The sequence below is a fragment of the Rhodococcus sp. F64268 genome (genome assembly GCF_023015605.1).
Taxonomy (GTDB): Bacteria; Actinomycetota; Actinomycetes; order Mycobacteriales; family Mycobacteriaceae; genus Rhodococcus.
Genome location: NZ_JALKAI010000013.1, coordinates 49,895 through 66,670, shown reverse-complemented (window position 1 = coordinate 66,670; position 16,776 = coordinate 49,895). Strand labels below are relative to the sequence as shown.

The 16,776-nt window shown below is 68.3% G+C and carries 16 protein-coding genes; 3 read left to right on the top strand and 13 right to left on the bottom strand.

Annotated features, from left to right (window positions below; translation table 11 throughout):
- Nucleotides 1–31 precede the first annotated feature (31 nt).
- From MWU77_RS22430 to MWU77_RS22420, 3 genes are read right to left on the bottom strand one after another with little or no spacing between them, the layout of a single operon-like run.
- Nucleotides 32–949, bottom strand: coding sequence for a 3-methyladenine DNA glycosylase (locus MWU77_RS22430; RefSeq protein WP_169690169.1), 918 nt, complete (start codon nucleotides 947–949; stop codon nucleotides 32–34).
- Nucleotides 946–2,046: a hemolysin family protein gene (locus MWU77_RS22425; RefSeq protein WP_169690170.1), complete on the bottom strand. Its 1,101-nt coding sequence runs from the start codon at nucleotides 2,044–2,046 to the stop codon at nucleotides 946–948. The genes MWU77_RS22430 and MWU77_RS22425 overlap by 4 nt, the downstream gene beginning before the upstream one ends.
- Nucleotides 2,043–3,389 (bottom strand): hemolysin family protein, encoded by a 1,347-nt coding sequence (locus tag MWU77_RS22420; protein ID WP_169690171.1) that lies wholly within the window; start codon nucleotides 3,387–3,389, stop codon nucleotides 2,043–2,045. The genes MWU77_RS22425 and MWU77_RS22420 overlap by 4 nt, the downstream gene beginning before the upstream one ends.
- A 196-nt stretch (nucleotides 3,390–3,585) precedes the next feature.
- On the opposite strand from MWU77_RS22420, the gene MWU77_RS22415 reads away from it, so the two are divergent.
- Nucleotides 3,586–4,242, top strand: coding sequence for a trans-aconitate 2-methyltransferase (locus tag MWU77_RS22415; RefSeq protein WP_374229951.1), 657 nt, complete (start codon nucleotides 3,586–3,588; stop codon nucleotides 4,240–4,242).
- On the opposite strand, the gene MWU77_RS22410 is transcribed toward MWU77_RS22415, so the two are convergent.
- Genes MWU77_RS22410 through MWU77_RS22380 form a run of 7 tightly spaced genes read right to left on the bottom strand, consistent with a single transcriptional unit; the run spans nucleotide 4,243 to nucleotide 11,512 of the window.
- Complete coding sequence (locus MWU77_RS22410) at nucleotides 4,243–5,127, bottom strand: DMT family transporter (protein ID WP_247274812.1); 885 nt, start codon at nucleotides 5,125–5,127, stop codon at nucleotides 4,243–4,245. It lies immediately after the preceding gene.
- A 13-nt stretch (nucleotides 5,128–5,140) separates the two neighbouring features.
- Nucleotides 5,141–6,592: an NADP-dependent phosphogluconate dehydrogenase gene (gene gndA, locus MWU77_RS22405; protein ID WP_247274811.1), complete on the bottom strand. Its 1,452-nt coding sequence runs from the start codon at nucleotides 6,590–6,592 to the stop codon at nucleotides 5,141–5,143.
- 57 nt (nucleotides 6,593–6,649) lie between these two features.
- Nucleotides 6,650–7,600, bottom strand: coding sequence for a M56 family metallopeptidase (locus MWU77_RS22400; RefSeq protein ID WP_169690175.1), 951 nt, complete (start codon nucleotides 7,598–7,600; stop codon nucleotides 6,650–6,652).
- A 13-nt stretch (nucleotides 7,601–7,613) separates the two neighbouring features.
- Nucleotides 7,614–8,015: a BlaI/MecI/CopY family transcriptional regulator gene (locus MWU77_RS22395; protein ID WP_247274810.1), complete on the bottom strand. Its 402-nt coding sequence runs from the start codon at nucleotides 8,013–8,015 to the stop codon at nucleotides 7,614–7,616.
- 52 nt (nucleotides 8,016–8,067) lie between these two features.
- Nucleotides 8,068–8,943: an ABC transporter ATP-binding protein gene (locus MWU77_RS22390; RefSeq protein ID WP_247274809.1), complete on the bottom strand. Its 876-nt coding sequence runs from the start codon at nucleotides 8,941–8,943 to the stop codon at nucleotides 8,068–8,070.
- The gene (locus MWU77_RS22385) at nucleotides 8,940–10,073 is read right to left on the bottom strand and encodes an iron chelate uptake ABC transporter family permease subunit (RefSeq protein WP_281499551.1); all 1,134 of its coding nucleotides are present in this window, start codon (nucleotides 10,071–10,073) and stop codon (nucleotides 8,940–8,942) included. The genes MWU77_RS22390 and MWU77_RS22385 overlap by 4 nt, the downstream gene beginning before the upstream one ends.
- A 5-nt stretch (nucleotides 10,074–10,078) precedes the next feature.
- A complete protein-coding gene (locus tag MWU77_RS22380) occupies nucleotides 10,079–11,512 on the bottom strand; it encodes an iron ABC transporter permease (protein WP_247274822.1) in 1,434 nt (477 codons plus the stop codon).
- 210 nt (nucleotides 11,513–11,722) lie between these two features.
- On the opposite strand from MWU77_RS22380, the gene MWU77_RS22375 reads away from it, so the two are divergent.
- The gene (locus MWU77_RS22375; protein WP_247274808.1) at nucleotides 11,723–12,466 is read left to right on the top strand and encodes a hypothetical protein; all 744 of its coding nucleotides are present in this window, start codon (nucleotides 11,723–11,725) and stop codon (nucleotides 12,464–12,466) included.
- A gap of 221 nt (nucleotides 12,467–12,687) precedes the next feature.
- Nucleotides 12,688–13,137 carry a PaaI family thioesterase gene (locus MWU77_RS22370; RefSeq protein ID WP_247274807.1) on the top strand — a complete coding sequence of 150 codons (450 nt, stop codon included), beginning with the start codon at nucleotides 12,688–12,690 and terminating at the stop codon, nucleotides 13,135–13,137.
- Nucleotides 13,138–13,155: 18 nt separating this feature from the next.
- Here the strand turns inward: MWU77_RS22370 and MWU77_RS22365 are convergent, their stop codons facing one another.
- The 3 genes from MWU77_RS22365 to MWU77_RS22355 all read right to left on the bottom strand — a co-directional run bounded on the left by MWU77_RS22365 (nucleotide 13,156) and on the right by MWU77_RS22355 (nucleotide 16,626).
- On the bottom strand, nucleotides 13,156–14,601 hold the full coding sequence (locus tag MWU77_RS22365; RefSeq protein WP_247274806.1) for an NAD(P)/FAD-dependent oxidoreductase: 1,446 nt from the start codon (nucleotides 14,599–14,601) through the stop codon (nucleotides 13,156–13,158).
- Nucleotides 14,602–14,697: 96 nt separating this feature from the next.
- Nucleotides 14,698–15,753 carry a tyrosine-type recombinase/integrase gene (locus tag MWU77_RS22360; RefSeq protein ID WP_169690182.1) on the bottom strand — a complete coding sequence of 352 codons (1,056 nt, stop codon included), beginning with the start codon at nucleotides 15,751–15,753 and terminating at the stop codon, nucleotides 14,698–14,700.
- A gap of 90 nt (nucleotides 15,754–15,843) precedes the next feature.
- Nucleotides 15,844–16,626, bottom strand: a complete 783-nt coding sequence (locus MWU77_RS22355) for a pentapeptide repeat-containing protein (protein WP_169690183.1) — start codon at nucleotides 16,624–16,626, stop codon at nucleotides 15,844–15,846.
- Nucleotides 16,627–16,776 lie beyond the last annotated feature (150 nt).

Below are 16,776 nucleotides of genomic sequence, written 5' to 3'. Positions count from 1 at the left end.
AAAATTCACCAATTATGTTACCCGCCGGTAGCTAGGGGCGTACGTCGGTTCGACGCGCGCGCAGGGCGGTGCATCGTTCGAGCAGGTCCTGTCGCAGGTCCGCGGCGCGAGAGGTGAGCGCCGACTGCTCGCGGACGTACTGTGCGCGTCCGGCGGCAGTCTCGATCGTGATGGGCGAGTAGCCGTAGTCGCCCAGATCATACGGGCTCGCCCTCATATCGAGTTCGCGTGCCGCGGCGGCGTGCCGGAAACAACGCAACAGCAGGTCCGAATCCACCAGGGGAGAGAGCTTGTAACACCACTTGTAGAGATCCATACCAGCGTGCAGGCATCCGGGCTGCTCGTGATCGAGTTGGGTATCGCGGGTGAGGGGCTCGACGTTGCGAGGCGTCGCTTCCGGGCTGAAGAACCGATAGGCGTCATAATGACTGCAGCGCAACTGCATTGATTCCACCACCGCATCGGTGCCGGCGTGGCCGAGCCGCAGCGGCACCGCCGAATGCCGCACATCGTCGCTGCTCGTGCGGTACACCATCGCCCATTCGTGGAGCCCGAAACAGCCGAGCTGAGCGGGCCTCGAACCAGTGCGCGTCAGCAGTTCGGTCACGAACTCGACGGTGCCGGACCGACGCCCGAGGGTGTCGGAGCTCACCCGGACCCCGGGCGTGCCGTCGATGACGACCCGCTCGTAGGCGGGATGGTTGCGGTAGTCGCGACCCGCCCCGAGCAGAACGGTGCCGAATCCGGGATGCCACCGCCGCAGCTGAGCGGGCCGGTGGCTGTAGTACGTGAACAGGAAATCGTGAACGGGATGTTTCTCGTGCGCCGCGCGCCGGCGCAGATACGCGGCGAGCAGGTCGTCGACCTCGTGCCGATGTCGGTCGCGGCGCGCGGTCCATTGGCTCTCGGTGAGAATCACCTCGCGGTGGGCGGTCGGGGCCTCGGTCACTCGGGTGTGCCTCCTGTGCGTTTCCCGGGAGTGGGATCGGTGATGCGGTGGGTGGCGTCGCGGACCGTGCCGACGAATTCTTCGACCAGGTCTTCGAGGGCGACGATGCCGAGCGTGGCGCCGGTGAGGTCGACTACGCAGCCGAGGTGGGAGCGGGTACGGCGGAGTTGGGACAGGGCATCGTCGAGTGCGGTGTCGAGCGGGAGTGACGGGAGCCGTCGGATGGTGCTTGGTGGAATCACGGTGTCGGGGCCCGCGGTGTGGTCGTGGACGAGGTCGAGGATGTCCTTGACGTGGAGGTATCCGGTGTAGCCGCCGGCGGCGGTGCGGGTGGGATAGCGCGAGAATCCGGTGGTGGTGACGGCCAGTTCGATGGCGCCGAGGGCGACGCCGGCAGTGGTGGCGGGCACGGTGCGGACATCGTCGACCGGGATGAGGACATCGGAGACGGTGCGTCCACCGGTGTTCAGTGCGTGGATCAGGCGACGGTGTTCTTCTTCGTCGATCAGGCCTTCGGATCGCGATTCACCGATCATCTCGGTCAGTTCGACTGCGGTGACGGTCGCGTCGAGTTCGTCTTTGGGTTCGATACGTACCAGTCGCAAGGTGATGTTGGCGCACCAGTTGTAGAAGGCGATCAAGGGTCGGGCGGGGCGCATGAACTGCAGGTGGATCGGGACGAGGAGCATGGCGGTGCGTTCGGGTCCGGCGATCGCGATGTTCTTGGGCACCATCTCGCCGAGCAGGATGTGCAGTGTCACCACGAGCGTGATCGAGATGGCGAACGCGATGGGGTGCAGGAGTTGGACGGGGAGGCCGATCAGGTGAAGTGGGCTCTCGATGAGGTGGGCGATTGCGGGTTCGCCGACGCGACCGAGGAGGATCGAGCAGATCGTGATGCCGAGTTGGGAGCCGGCGAGCATGAGGGAGAGGTGTTCGCCGGCGGCGATGACGGTGTGGGCACGTTTCTTGCCTTGGGCGTGAAGCGCTTCGAGTCGGTCGCGCCGGGCGGTGATCAGCGAGAATTCGGCGCCGACGAAGAAGGCGTTGCCGGCGAGGAGCAGTATGGTCAGGGCGACGGCGAGCAGGTCGTTCATGGCTGCTCCTGACCCGGATCGTCGTGGTCGGTGGGGGTCAGCAATAGACGGTCGATGCGGTGGCCGTCCATCTCTAGGATCCGGGCGAGCCACGGGGGGTCGTCGTGGTCGCGGGCAGGGAGCGGGATTTCGTCGTGGATCTCGGGGATGCGACCGAGTTCGGTGAGGACGAGCCCGCCGATCGTCTCGTAGTCGCCGTCGGGCGCGCGGTAGCCGGTGAGGCGTTCGACCTCGTCGATGCGCAGGAGCCCGGAGCACGACCATCCGTTGCCGAGTGGGTGCGCGTCGGGTTGTGGTTCGTCGTGTTCGTCGCGGACGTCTCCGATGATCTCCTCGACGAGGTCCTCCATGGTCACGATCCCGGCGGTGCCGCCGTATTCGTCGGCGACGAGGGCGACCTGCATTCCGTGGGCGCGGACTCGCTCCATGACGGTGTCGCCGTCGAGGGTCGACGGCACGATCGGCACTTTTCGGGCGAGATCCCGGACGGCGGTGGTGCCGCGCCGGTCGGCGGTGACAGTGAATGCGTGTTTGACGTGGACAACGCCGAGTGTGGAGTCCAGATCGGCGTCGATCACCGGGAATCGGGAGTATCCGGTGCGGGAGGACAATGCGATCAGGTCGAGGACGGTGTCGCGCTGATCGAGGCATTCGATGGTCACGCGCGGGGTCATGAGGTCTTCGGCAGTGCGTTCACCGAAGCGCAGTGAACGGTCGACGAGGCGGGCTGTGGATTCGTCGAGGACTCCGCCTTCAGCGGAGGCGCGGACGAGGGAGCCGAGTTCCTGAGGAGAGCGCGCCGAGCGTAATTCTTCTGCGGGTTCGATGCCCATGCGCCGCAGGATGCGGTTGGCGGTGCCGTTGAGGCCGTTGATGGCCCAGCGGAAGACCAGCGAGAAGCCGGCTTGGAGGCCGGCGGTGGTGCGGGCGGTGGCCATGGGCCGGGAGATGGCGATGTTCTTCGGGACGAGTTCACCGAAGATCATGGAGAAGGACGTTGCGAGGACGAGCGCGACGATCAGGGACAGGGTGCCGGCAGTGTTCTCGGACAGCCCGATGGCCCCGAATACCGGGTTGAGGAAGCGGGCGAGGACGGGTTCGGCGAGGTAGCCGGTGATCAGGGTGGTGATGGTGATGCCGAGTTGGGCGCCGGACAGTTGGAACGAGAGGGTGCTGTGGGCGTGCTGTACCTGGCGGGCGCGGGCGTCGCCGCCTCGGGCGTGTGCTTCGACGGTGCTGCGTTCGAGGGCGGTCAGGGAGAACTCGGCAGCGACGAACAGTGCGGTGCCTGCGGTGAGTGCGACGAAGCCGAGGAGGCTGAGGATGGACAGGGCGACGGACATCAGTGCCGCTCCGGTGTCGGGGTGGCGGCGGCTTCGGCCGGGGGCATGCCGATAGTGGGTGCCGCGGGCACCGTGTTCCTCTCGTCGGGTCCGGGATGGATGCTCTGGTCCTGGACAGTGTGGTGAAAGTGGTCATTCTAGTTCGGGGGTCGTGGGCTGTCTCGTGCTGCGGTGCAGTGCATAGGGTGGGACGTACGTGGCTCGCACTGGGCGGCCCGATCGAGGAGGTGGGACGTTGGCCGAGCGCATTCGAAGCCAGTGGGAGGACATCACCGCCGCGGATCCGTCGCATTCGAGTTGGTATGTCGAGCGTTTCCGCACGATGGCGGCGCAGGGTGAGGACATCGTGGGCGAGGCCCGGTTGATCGACGCGATGTTGACGCGGGGTGCGCGGGTGCTCGATGCGGGGTGTGGTCCGGGCCGGTTGGGTGGCTATCTCCACGGGGTGGGGCATGTCGTGGTGGGGGTCGATGTCGACCCGGTGCTGATTGCGGCGGCCGAGGAGGACTATCCGGGCCCGACGTGGTTGGTCGGGGATCTGGCCGAGTTGGATCTGCCGAGTCGTGGTGTGGCGGCGGAGTTCGACGCGATCGTGTGTGCGGGCAATGTGATGACGTTCTTGGCGCCGTCGACGCGTCGGGCGACGTTGGCCGGGTTGGCGCGGCATCTGGCGCCGTCAGGGCGTGCGGTGGTGGGGTTCGGTGCGGGCCGCGACTACGACTTCGCAGAGTTCCTTGCTGATGCCGCAGCCGGAGGGCTCACTCCGGAGCTGTTGCTGTCGACATGGGATCTGCGCCCGTTCGCGGAGGATTCGGATTTCTTGGTTGCGGTGTTGTCGCGGTCGGGGACCTGATCAGGACCGGGTGGGTTCGGTCGTTGCGGTCTTGTCCGTCACCGGTGTGGTGACGGTGCGGGCGAGCGCGAGCGTGGTCACGGCCATGACCGCGATGGCGATGGCGGTGGCGATGAGGCCGAGTCCGTCGGTGTCGAGGTGTTCGCCGAGCACGGTGATGCCGAGGACCGCGGCGGCGAGCGGTTCGGCGATCGTCAGGGTGGGTAGGGAGGCTGTGAGCGGCCCGGCCTGGAAGGCGCGTTGCTGCAGGTACATGCCGGTGAGCCCGGCGGTGATCACGGTCCAGAGCTGCCATGAACCGAGAACGGTGGGTAGGCCGCGTTCCATCAGGTCGGTGACATGTTTGGTGAGGGCGGCCGCGACGCCGTAGAGGATGCCCGCGGCGGTGCCGAGCAGCATGGCGCGGCGTCTCGGCGTTCCGGGGGCGGTGCCGAGTGCGGCGGTGCAGGCGGCGACGGCCAGGGTGATCGTGAGGGGCAGTGCCCATCGGGTGGCGGCAGCGTCGATGTTTCCCGCGGTGGGATTGCCGGCGATCAGGAACATGGCCAACGCGATGCAGAGGGCCGCGGCGAGCAGGAGGGTGCGGCGGTCGGGTCGTCGTCGGGTGTAGTAGGCGGAGATGGGGATGGCGAACAGCAGCGACGAGACGAGCAGGGGTTGCACGATCAGGACGGTGCCGAGAGCGAGCGCGAGAACTTGGAGGGTGTAGCCGCCGCCGTCCACGACCACCGCCGCCCACCAGCGTGGGTTGCGGATGAGGCTGGCGACGAGTGGACCGGAGGTGGGAACGGCGGCGGCGGTGCGTTGCTGGGCGACCATGCTGACGGCGAGCAGCACCGCGGCGGCGAGTGCGCACGTCACAGATGCTGCCGCGGTGCCGGTCATGGTCGGGGGCGGGTCAGGCTTGGACTTCGCTGTGGTCGCCGCTCCACAGGGTGTGGAACTTGCCGGGCTTGTCGGTGCGCTCGTAGGTGTGCGCCCCGAAGTAGTCGCGTTGGCCTTGGGTGAGTGCGGCGGGGAGGCGTTCGGCGCGAAGTCCGTCGTAGTAGGACAGGGAGGACCCGAAGGCGGGGATGGGGATGCCGAGGGTGGTGGCGGTGACCACGACGCGTCGCCAGCTGTCGATGCCGGCTTCGATCGCGTCGCGGAAGTAGGGGGCGAGGATCAGGCTGGGCAGTTCCGGATCGGCGTCGTAGGCCTCTTTGATGCGGTTGAGGAACTGGGCACGGATGATGCAGCCGCCGCGCCAGATGGTGGCCATGGCGGCGCGGTCGATGTTCCAGCCGTATTCGGCGCTGCCTGCGGCGATCTGGTCGAAGCCCTGGGCGTAGGCGACGATCTTGGAAGCGTAGAGGGCGGCGCGGATGTCTTCGGTGAACTGGGCGGCGTCGGTGGGGGTGGCGCCGAGGGTGCCGGTGGCCAGGTTGCGGGCTGCGGCACGTTGGGTGCGGGAGCCGGACAAGGCGCGGGCGAAGACGGCTTCGGCGATGCCGGTGACGGGGATGCCGAGGTCGAGGGCTGCTTTGACGGTCCAGCGGCCGGTGCCCTTCTGTTCGGCGGCGTCGACGATGACGTCGACGAGGGGTTTGCCGGTGGTGGCGTCGGTCTGGCGGAGCACTTCGGCGGTGATTTCGATGAGATACGACTCGAGGGTGCCGGTGTTCCAGTCGGCGAACACGTCGGCGATCTTCGCGGCGTCGTAGCCCAGTGCGTCGCGCAGCAGGTGATAGGCCTCGCCGATGAGCTGCATGTCGGCGTATTCGATGCCGTTGTGCACCATCTTGACGAAGTGTCCGGCGCCGTCGGGGCCGACATGGGTGCAGCAGGGGGTGCCGTCGACCTTGGCGGAGACGGCTTCGAGGAGTGGGCCGAGTGCAGCGTAGGACTCGGCGGGGCCGCCGGGCATGATGGACGGTCCGTTGAGGGCGCCTTCTTCGCCGCCGGAGATGCCCGCGCCGACGAAGTGCAGGCCGCGTTCGCGTAGGGCGGCTTCGCGGCGGATGGTGTCGGTGTAGAGGGCGTTGCCGCCGTCGATGATGATGTCGCCCGGTTCCATGGCGTCGGCGAGTTCTTCGATGACGGCGTCGGTGGCGTCGCCGGCTTTGACCATGATCAGGACGCGGCGGGGTTTTTCCAGGGAGGCGACGAACTCGTCGATCGTTTCGGTGCGGACGAAGGTGCCGTCGCTGCTGTGTTCGGCGAGCAGGGCGTCGGTTTTGGCGATGCTGCGGTTGTGCAACGCGACGGTGTAGCCGTGGCGGGCGAAGTTCCGGGCGATGTTGGACCCCATGACGGCCAGGCCGGTCACGCCGATCTGGGCGAGTGGGGTCTCGGTGGGTTCGACGGTCATGGGTACAGCTTCCCCCGAAATGGGGCGTGATCGAAATCGAACGGGGGAGGAGGTGTGTCAGTGGGCGAACAGGCGGGTCAGTTCGGTGAGCCAGGGGACGGCGACGGCGACGGTGGGGATGATGAGGATTGCGGCGGCGGTGATGTAGGCGCACGCGGAAATGGTCAGGTCGGGGCCGGGGGAGGCGAGTCGCTGTACTCGCAGCAGGGTGGAGGGGCCGCCGACGGCGAGGGCGCCGGTGGGGGTGCGGGCGTCGGCGCAGGTGATGAGGGCCCGGGCCAGGGGTGCGGGGCCGGTGCGGCGGATGGCGGAGTCGTCGGCGAGCATTTCGACGAGGAGTTGTACGGAGCCGAGGGCGGAGCCGGAGCGGACCCAGCGGGGGAACGCTTCGTAGACGGCGGTGAATGCTTCGAGGATCAGGTCGTGGCGGGCGCGCAGGTGGGAGTGTTCGTGGCGCAGGACGGCGCTCAGTTCGTCGTCGTCGAGGTTGTCGAGGGTGCCTTCGGAGAGGACGACGCGGTGCCGGATGCCGGGTAGGCAGTAGGCGATGGGGTCGGCGCTGTCGAGGATCCGTACGTGGGGGAGGGTGCGGACGGCGGAGAGGTTGTCGCGGCGGTCGAGGAGGTCGACGAGCATGCGGTGGCGGGCGCGGCGGCGGCGGGTGCGGACACCGACGCGCAGGGTCGAGTAGATGAGGCGGCCGCCGATGAGCAGGGTGAGCATGAACACGACGACGTAGGTCAGCCACAGGGGTAGTCCGAGCGCGTCGATTTCTTCGAGGGGCCCGGTGGTGGGGCGGCCGTCTTCGCCGGGGACCAGCAGGAGCGCGGCGATGGCCAGGCCGGAGCTGAATGCGGAGAGTACGGCGGCGAGGGCAACGGCCTGCCACAGGACGAGGGCGGCTCGTGGGTTGCGGTGTGGCCAGGTGGCGCGGGCGAGGAGGCCGGGCACCGGGCCCGCGAGGAGAAGCGCAAGTATGCCGAATACGAGCGCTGTGGTCGCATTCATGTAGTCGAGTGTGTCAGCTTGCGCGTCCGGGGGACCGGTCGGTGCTGTGTTGGGCTTCGAGCTCGGCGAGGGCTGCGCGCAGTGCGGCTGCTTCGTCGGCGCCGACGCGGCCGACGAAGTGGACGAGGGCGGCGGTGCGTCCGGCGGTTTCGTCGGCCTGGTCGAGGGCGTCGACCATGAGGCCGGCGACGAGTTCGTCGCGGCCGTGTACCGGGAGGTAGCGGTGGGCGCGGTCATCGCGTTGCTGGATGACGAGGTTCTTCTTCGCGAGGCGTTGAAGGACAGTCATGACGGTGGTGTACGCGAGGGAGCGTTGGGCGGAGAGGCCGTCGTGGACCTGTCGCACGGTTTGGGGTTCGGTGGAGGACCACAGGTGGTCCATCACTGCTCGCTCGAGTTCGCCTAGTGCTGCCATACCGTGATTCTACGGAGTCTCCGACATTTGCGCGTACTACCTAGGGTCGTAGTTATTCGGGCGGGGTGTCGCCGCCGACGGTGCCGTAGACGTGGCGGGTGCCGATGGGCACGATCAGGGGTCGGCCGGAGACCGGATCGCTGATGACGGAGGCGTCGAGTCCGAACACATCGCGGAGCAGTTCGACGGAGATGACGTCGGTGGGAGGGCCGGACGCGATGACTTTCCCGTCGCGCATGACGACGAGGTGGTCGCTGTAGCGGACGGCGAGGTTGAGGTCGTGCAGCACCATCACCACGGTGCGACCGAGTTCGCTGTGGAGTTGATCGACGAGGTCGAGGACCTCGATGGAGTGTGCGAGGTCGAGGTAGGTGGTGGGTTCGTCGAGCAGCAGGATGTCGGTGCCTTGTGCGAGGGCCATCGAGATCCAGGCGCGTTGGCGTTGGCCACCGGAGAGTTCGTCGACGGGGCGGTCGGCGAGGTCGGCGATGCCGGTGCGGGCGAGTGCGGTGGATACGACGTCCTCGTCGTCGCCGGACCATTGCCGCATCCACGACTGGTGGGGGTGGCGGCCGCGGGCGACGAGGTCGCCGACGGTCAGTCCTTCGGGCGCGGTGGGTGCCTGGGGGAGCATGCCGAGGACGCGGGCCACGTCGCGGGTGCGCATCGTGGTGATTCGGCGGCCGTCGAGCACGACCTGCCCGCTGCGGGGTTTGAGCAGTCGACTCAGGGCGCGCAGCAGGGTGGACTTGCCGCAGCCGTTGGGTCCGATGATGGTGGTGATCACGCCGGTGGGGATCTCGAGGCCGAGGTCGTCGACGATGAGACGGTCTCCGTAGCCGAGTGCGAGATGTTCGGCGATGAGTCGCGAGCCGGTGAGGTCGGTGGCGCCGTCGGCGTGTGTGTCGAGGGGCTGGGTGGGGGTCACACGGACACCTTCCGGTTGGAGCGCACGAGCAGGTACAGCAGGAACGGGCCGCCGAGCGCGGAGGTTACGAGGCCGACCGGCAGGGAGACCGGCAGGATGGTGCGGGCGATGATGTCGGCGCCGACGACGAGCACGGCGCCGGTCAGTGCGGAGGCGATGATCGGGGGCCCGGCGGAGCGGACGAGTCGTAGCGCGACCTGGGGTGCGGCGAGTGCGACGAAGCCGATGGGTCCGGCGGCGGCGGTGGCGATGGCGGCGAGCGCGCATGCGGCGACGAGGAGCATGCCCTGCTGGGATTGCAGGCGGATCCCGAGGGAGCGGGCGGTGTCGTCGCCGAGGCGGAGAGCGCCGATGGTGAACGAGGCGATGATCGTCCAGGTGCCGATGACGGCGAGGGCGATCCCGGCGGGGATGACCTGACTCCAGCTGATCCCGTTGAGGGAACCGGTGAGCCAGACCTGGGCGCGGGAGACGTCGTTGATGTCGGCGGAGACGAGCATCCAGTTGGTCAGGCCGATCAGCATGGCGTTGGCGCCGATGCCGATGAGCACGAGCCGGAATCCGTCGACGCCGTTCTTCCAGGCGAGCAGGTAGATCGCGGTGGCGGTGAGCAGGCCACCGGCGAGGGCGGCCAGGGGTAGGCCGAGGGCGGCGAGCAGTCCGACGACGGTGCCGCCGCTGGTGACGACGATCAGGGCGACGGCAGCGGCGCTGGCGCCGGCGGTGATGCCGAGGATGTCGGGGCTGGCGAGGGCGTTGCGGGACAACGACTGGGTGATGGCTCCGGAGACGGCGAGGGCCGCACCGACGACGAGGGCGCCGATGCCGCGGGGGAGTCGCAGGTCGAACACGATGAACCGGTCGAGTCGTTCGCCGCCGCCGAAGAGCACTTCGAGGACTTGGGGCACGGACATGGGGTAGTCGCCGCGGCCGAGTCCGATGCACAGGAGCAGGAAGGCGGCGACGGCGAGCAGGAGGCACACCAGCACCTGGCGACCCCGCCATACGACGGAGAACCGGCCGAGGCGGAAGGCGGGGCGGGCGGGGACCGCGGTGGAGCGCTGGACGGGGGTGTGGCGGCGGCGTTCTCCGCCGCTGGTGGGTGGCGCTGCGGGGTCGATCTTCGTCAGGTCGGTCACAGCGACACCAGCTTCCGGCGGCGGACGAGGGCAATGAAGAACGGGGCGCCGACCAGGGCGAGCACGATGCCGACCTGGAGTTCGCCGGGGCGTACGACGATGCGGCCGATGACGTCGGCGAGGACGAGGAGCACGCCGCCGAGTAGGCCTGCGTAGGGGACGAGCCAGCGGTAGTCGGGTCCGGTGATGGCGCGGGCGATGTGCGGGACGATGAGGCCGACGAAGGCGATGGGCCCGCATGCGGCGGTGGCGGCGCCGGTGAGGATGGTGATCACGGTGATGCCGATGACGCGGGTGAGTGCGATGTTGGTGCCCAGGGAGCGGGCGACGTCCTCGCCGAGGCTCAGGACGTTGAGTCCGGGGGTGCTTGCGAGGGCGATGACGAGGCCGACGACGATGAACGGCAGGACCTGCCAGAGCACGTCCATGCCGCGGCCGGCGACGGATCCGACGACCCAGAAGCGGTAGCCGTCGAGGCTGGTCTGGTCGAGCAGGACGACGGTTTGAATCATGGCCTGGAGGAAGAAGGCGACGGCGGCGCCGGCGAGGGCCAGGCTCAGGGGGCTCGAGCCGCCGTTGCCGATGGAGGAGAACCCGAACACGATGACGCTGGCGAACAGGGATCCGGCGAACGCGAACCACAGGTATTCGGCGGGGCTGCTGGTGCCGAGCAGGTAGATCGAGAGTACGACGAACAGTGCGGCGCCTGCGTTGATGCCGAGGAGTCCGGCGTCGGCGAGCGGGTTGCGGGTGTGGCCTTGGATGAGGGCGCCTGCGACGCCGAGGGCGATGCCGACGAGTAGTCCGAGCAGGGTGCGGGGGATGCGCAGGGAGTGGATGATCACGTCGGTTTCGGCGCCGTCGTTGACGAACAGTGCGTGGAACACTTCGGTGAAGGTCATCGGTCGTGCGCCGATTGCGACGCTGGCGAGCAGGACCAGCACGAGCATCACAGCGAGCGCGAGCAGTCCCAGGAGTCGTCGGCGTCGGATTCCGGCGACGCTGGTGTCCGCGGGCAGCGGGGTGAAACCGTCGTCGGTGGCGGTGCTGGCCATGACGACCTCGGTGCGGCGGCGCAGCAGGGCGCGGCGGGGGCCGACGGGGGCGCCGGTGTCGGGGTCTCGGGTGATGAGGTCGGTCCAGGCTTTGCCGAGGCTTGCGCCGGTGCGGCCTTCCCGGTGGCCGCGGTTCCACAGCAGCACCCCGATGGTGGCGGCCAGTGCGGCGCCGCCGAAGACGACGCGGTCGGTTTGTCCGCCGCCGTTGGCGTCGCCGAGGGTGTCGACCAGTAGTGCGCCGATGGCGAGGGGGATCGCGAGGAGCGCGAGATCCAGTAGTTCCGCGACGACGCGCCGGGTCGTGGTGGGCGGTTCGGTGCACTCGGTGGTCGTGGGTTCTGTGGCCGTGAGTGTTGGGGAGGGGGGTCGAATGGTGGCCACGTGCGTGGTGCGCTCCTCGTGACGGCGTGCTCGGGTGGGTCTGGAGGTTAGGTTACGGAATCCTATTTCGGTCTGTCACGGGGTGGGTCCGGTCGGTGGGTGTCGGTTCGGTGTGGCGGGTTGCGCGACCCCCACCCCGAATGTAATGGTTAGCCTTACCTAAGCAAACCGCTGGGTTCCTGTCGACAAGAGAGGTGTCGGATGACGACTCTGCTGCTGCCACCGACCACCACCGCTCCGGTCCCCACGTTCGACGACCGGAGCATCCGCGCATTCGAGGACACCCGCACCCGCCTGCGGGCCCTTGCCGCGGGGTCTCCCCGCGTCTACGCCGTGGCCTGTATCGACGAAGAGCCGAAGCGCCGCTGGTGGAGTCTCGGCAGCGCGGAGCGCACCGACCGCGTCGAACTGCTCTACCGGCGCTCGCTCGAGGACGTCGACGAACCGCGCATCGCCGCAGAGCAGGTCGCCGCCGCCCTCATTCACGCCGTGGTCGGTCGAGTCCTGGCGCCGCTCGCTCTCGAAGGGCGCGTGTGGGATCCCGGGCTCGACAATCTCTGGCTGCATCAAGACAGTGACGGCTGCATCGACTGGGCCGGTGTCGCCGACGACACCCTGCGCGTACTTCCCGGAGACCGGGCTGCCGCCGAGCGCGGGGTTGTGGTGCTGCCGTGCGAGCAGGCCCTGGCGGTGTGGACTGCCCATCGCGCCGTGACGGCCCTGACCGCGGTGCACGAGGCCGTGCACCGATGCGCCCCGCTCGACGCCCCACGCTTCTGGGCGATGGTCGGACGCACGATCGTCACCGGCGCATCGCAACTGCCCGTCCTCGGTGGCGCCTCCCGGCGCGACGCAGCGCGACGCGGCCAGCAACTGCTGGACGCGTTCGTTGCCGCGGGCCACCCGGTGCGGGGTCTTGTGGGATTAGGTCAGGCTTCCCTATAGTTGGGGGCGTGCAACACCGGACCGTGCCGGAGTCCTGAGGGCTGCAGCGACTCCCGGTCCATCCCGACGGCGGGCCTCGCGATCACCACGCGAGGCCCGCCGCTACGTTCGGATTGCTCGGATGGTTGCCGCACCGGCAGGCGAAAACCTCCATGCCCTACCATCGTTCGACGGCAACCGGCGACCCGGCCGGCCCCGATCGAGCAGGAGAACGCTTAGACATGACCGATCACTCCCTTCCGGATCCCGCCGCCGCCACCCTCGAAGAGATCACCACCTTCAACCGCGCCGGCTTCGGGACCGCGCTCGGGCTCGAGTTCCTGGAAGTGACCGCCGACACAGTCCGGGCGCAGTGGACGGTGAGCCCCACTCAGCATCAGCCCTACGGCATCGTGCACGGCGGGGTGTACTGCGCGGTGATCGAGACGATCGCGAGCATGGGCGGCGCCACCTGGTTCGGTGAGCGCGGCAACGTCGTCGGCGTCAACAACAACACCGATTTCCTGCGGGCCACCCGCGAAGGCGTCCTCACCGCCGTCGGCACCCCCATCCACCGTGGCCGCACTCAGCAGCTGTGGCGGGTGGTGATCACCGACGGGAAGGAGCGTGTCGTGTCACAGGGACAGGTGCGGCTGGCGAACATCGAGGACAGCGCACGCATCGGGAACTGACGGCGCACGCCGGGGCGATCAGCCTGCCGCTCGACGGGTCGCCGACGAGTCGCCTTCGTTCTGGGCAGTTTCATTCCCGTCGGCGGCGTCCTTACCGTCGGCGGTGCCGTTGCCCGCAGTGACGGAGTTCTCGTGGTGTCGTAGTCGCTCGATGGCGATCCGCGCGAACACCTGCTGCTCGGTTGCCGCCATCTCGTTACGTCCCGTCGAGAAGAACGCCTGCGCCCACGACAACAATGTCGACATCTTCGACGAGAACCCCACCAGATACAGCAGGTGGATGAACAACCAGGCAATCCAGCCGAGGAACCCGCTGATCTCGAGCTTGCCGACCTTCGCGACCGCGCTGAACCGCGAGATGGTCGCCATCGACCCCTTGTCGAAATACTTGAACGGGGCCCGCTGGGCCGGGGTCTGCCCCTCGAGAGAGGCGATGACCTGCTTCGCCGCGTACTTGCCCCCCTGCATCGCCACCTGCGCGAGCCCGGGAAGCTTGTCGAGCGACATCATGTCGCCGATCACGAACACGTTCGGATACCCCGGCAGCGACAGATCGGGTAGCACCTCGACACGACCCGCCCGATCGATCCCGGCACCGGACTGCTCGGCCAGTTGCTGACCCAGTGGGCTCGCCGCTACACCCGCCGACCACACCTTGCACTGCGATTCGAGACGTCGCTCGGTGCCGTCCTTCTCCTTGACCGTCAGGCCGTCCGCGTCGACGCCGGTGACCATCGCACCCAGCTGGATCTCCACCCCGAGGCCCTCGAGGGTTTTGCGTGCCTTCTTCGACAGCTTCCCGCCGTAGACGGGCAGCACGTCCGATGCCCCGTCGAGCAGAACCACCCGCGCCCGCGTGGAGTCGATATGACGGAAGGTGTCCTTGAGAGTGCGGCGGGAGAGCTCGGCGATCTGACCGGCCAGCTCGACCCCCGTCGGGCCCGCGCCGACCACCACGAAGGTCAGCAACCGCGCTTGCTCCTCGGGGTCGTTCGACAATTCGGCCTGCTCGAAGGCGCCGAGAATCCGGCCGCGCAACTCGAGTGCGTCGTCGATCGTCTTCATGCCGGGCGCGAACTCCGCGAAGTGATCGTTGCCGAAATACGACTGGCCGGCGCCGGCGGCGACGATCAGTGAGTCGAAGCCGGTGGTCGTGCGACGCTCCAGGAACTGGGAGGTGATCGTGCCGTTCTCGAGGTCGATGTCGTCGACTTCCCCGAGCAGCACCTGGGTGTTCTCCTGTTTGCGCAGCACCATGCGCGTGGCCGGGGCGATGTCGCCGACCGAGAGGATTCCCGTCGCGACCTGATAGAGCAGCGGCTGGAACAGATGATGGGTGGTGCGCGCGACCAGCGTGACGTCCGCATCGGCGCGGGCCAGGGCCTGCGCGGCGAACAACCCTCCGAACCCCGATCCGATCACCACGACGCGATGACGAGCAGATCCCACCGATTCGACGCTCATGCAAGCTCCTTCGTTGATCTCGGTACAGCAGCGGTTCGACGGCCCGGCGGTTTCAGTGCAACAGGTTCGATGCCACTGCGGTTCGATCCCAGTCTGTCAGCTCTCGCCGTCACTCACAGCGCGATCGGTGCCGCCGAGCAACCCGTACACCGGGTTGTGGCGGGCCGCGTGCCGCACCGCATCGTTGGTTGCCGAGGTGTAGATCTGCACGGTCTGCAGCGACCGGTGTCCGAGCAGTTGCTGCAACTCGACCATCGTCGCGCCGTTGTCGGCCAGCGAGGTTGCGAAGGTGTGTCGTAGCGCGTGCGCGAGCGCGCCTCGTTTGCGTTCGGACTCGATGCCCGCCCGCCGATATACCCGTCGCACCCGGTACTGCAGGGTGCCGCGGGTGATGCGCTGGCCGTCGGCGCCGACGAACAACGGATCGGTGGGAGTGTGCCGCTCCCACACCGGAAGGTCGGCGCGGTCGGCGAGCGCGGTTCGCCGTAGCGGCGGAAACCGGACGTAGCGTTCGTGCAGGTAGGTGGACACGATCGCCGTCCAGCTGTCCTCGAGGGGGATCTCTCGTTCGACCGCACCTTTACCGTGCACGCGCAGCACCGGGGCCCCGAGACCACCGAGGATGTGTCCGAGATCGAGTGAGATCAGCTCTTCCGTCCGGATGCCTGTGAGCAGCAGTGTCGCCACGAGCGCCAGATCCCGCTGCGGCCAGTCCCGTGGTGACTCGCTGCGGTGCTGTGCGTCGTGGGTCAAGGTGTCGACGAGTTGCCCGACGGCGGCCGGTTTGAATGCTTTCGGGGTGTGTTCTGGACGTTTCGGCTGGGTGATCGAGGCCATCGGATTGCCCTCGGAGAGGCCCTCGGTGACGAGGAAGTTGCAGAAGTTGTTCCAGACCGACCAGGCGCGGCGCACCGACGCCGGTTGGCGTTCCCGCGCGAAGGTGGCGAACGCCGATCGCAGCGCGCGGATCGTGAGGTCGGCGAGGGTCAGCGTTTCCGGGGTGGCGCCGCGCGCAGCCGCGAGCGCGGCACACACCCCGTGCAGGTCCAGACGGTAGGCCTTGACGGTGTGCGCCGAGCGCTTCGCGGTCTGCAAGGTCTCCAGGTACGACGCGACCCAGTCGAGGAGGCCCGATTCGTCCCGGCTCGTCATCGGAGCATCCACCTTCCCGCGGTTGTCGTACGCCTGTGCGAATCCAGTGTGCCAGGAGGGGCCGACGGGTTTGCTGGGGCCGGTGGGTGCTCACCGGCGCCACGTCGGGTGCGGTATCCAATGCGGCAGCATCGTGTCGTGGTTTCCGTGCGCTGCGGCGATCTGCGGGCCGGTCAGGTACAGCGCCGACGACAGGTCGGCGCCGTCGAGTCGGGTGTCGCGCAGGTCGGCGCCGAGCAGGTCGACCGCGCTCAGATCGCTGCCGCGCAGATCCGTGCCGATGAGGCACGCGCCGCGAAGATCGGCGCCGCACAGGACCCGGCCGCGCAGAGACCCGCCTGCGAGGTCCGCGCCGGGGTGCAGTCGTGGATCGGGGGTGCCGGTGGCGTAATACGACGCGCGGATCACCTCGCTGACGTCGATGAGCAGGTTGCGTACCTGCTCGTGCAGCGCGTCCAGGTCGAGAGCGACCAATTCGGATGCCTCGAGCCGGGTGAGTCCGGTGATCGTCTCGGTCAGTTCGGCCGCGCGGGCGATGTCGTCGGGGTCGAGGGCGCGGTCGGTGGCCTCATGGAGATACCAGAGCATCTCGTGCAGTTGTTTCATTTTCGGGAACACCGCCCCGGTGAGGGCGCCGGGGATCCGTGCGGTGACGACCTGACCGGCGCCGAAACAGTCGAACGTGGTGCAGCCTCGATATCCGCGGGAGATCAGAACGCCGTGAATGGTGCAGCCGAAGTCGGGCGCGAGGTGTGCGCATGGTGCTCCGGCGGGCTTGTCGGTAGCGAAGTCGGCGGAGCGGGAGAATCCGAAGACGGTGCAGCACAAGGCAGTACAGTTGCGGCAGTCGCCGAGTAGGTGGGTGCGGGGCATGGGAACTCCGAGGGGTGCGATCCGGTGGGAGGCGAAGTTGGGAAACCGGTCATGGTTCCCCAGTTCGGGGCACACGGAATCACCGCCGCGCGCAGGCGGCGTCGTTCACGATCGACGCGAGGCTCGAAGGTCACGCACAAGAAACGGTGT